An 829-nucleotide genomic window follows, 5' to 3' on the forward strand; every position below is an offset into this window, starting at 1 on the left:
TTCCGTCAGGCGCGCAGGAGGTGAGCTGTAAGGTCGGCGATGTAACAGCATTAAAGCTTGACTGGGGCGTCGAATTTGGCACGCAAAGAGCATTTAAAATTACCGCAAACAATGGCGTTGTTATTGATAATGGTTTTTATTTTAATTTTGATAGATGTGTATGGCGGCGCGGGGTGAAAACCAGTAATGGAATCATGCTTTGCAATGGTAGCACCGATAGTTTCCAAACATCGTTATTGGTCTCTAGAAACAGTGAGGGCGGTATCATATTTGCGTTGGTATCTCCTGACAATACGAACGTAAACGGTAGTGCGAACAGGGGAAGAATTATAGATTTTGAAAACTCATTGAATGTGATTACTACACACGAGGGGGGTGGTAGTTCCGCAGCTGGACGGCATTCTGGAATGGGCAGTATCTCAGCAGGGAGAACGGCGTTAGTGCCTATAGTTTCAGATGCTGGGACATATAGCGACAATGTATTTTATGTACCATTTTCACAGTTCATAGATTCGTGTTTTTGCAAAATCGAAGTTGACGGCACGAAATACGTTTACAACGGCGTGTTTGCGCTAAAGGAGTGACACCATGAAACAAAAACTAGCAAAACTTATCGACGTAAAATCGCTTGTTACCCTCGCGCTTACGGGTGTTTTCTGCGCGCTGGCATGGCGCGGGGTGGTTTCGGCGGGGCAGTTTCAGACGATCTTCACCACCGTGATAGCGTTCTATTTCGGCACGCAGAGCGCGAAGAAAAGGTCGGGTGATGATGAATGACGGAAGCGATAATCGTTGCGCTGATAACGGCGGCTTCGGCGGTGGTCTGCCA

Annotated in this window: 2 protein-coding genes; both read left to right on the top strand. The window is 47.2% G+C overall.

The window, feature by feature from the left end; all coding sequences use genetic code 11:
- A partial coding sequence (locus LI114_RS13630) for a hypothetical protein (protein WP_227221120.1) occupies positions 1 to 584 on the top strand: 584 nt, incomplete at its 5' end.
- Positions 585 to 588: 4 nt separating this feature from the next.
- The gene (locus tag LI114_RS13635) at positions 589 to 777 is read left to right on the top strand and encodes a hypothetical protein (RefSeq protein ID WP_227221121.1); all 189 of its coding nucleotides are present in this window, start codon (positions 589 to 591) and stop codon (positions 775 to 777) included.
- Positions 778 to 829 lie beyond the last annotated feature (52 nt).

Source organism: Ruminococcus sp. 210702-SL.1.03 (assembly GCF_020559915.1).
Classification (GTDB): domain Bacteria; phylum Bacillota; class Clostridia; order Oscillospirales; family Ruminococcaceae; genus YE71.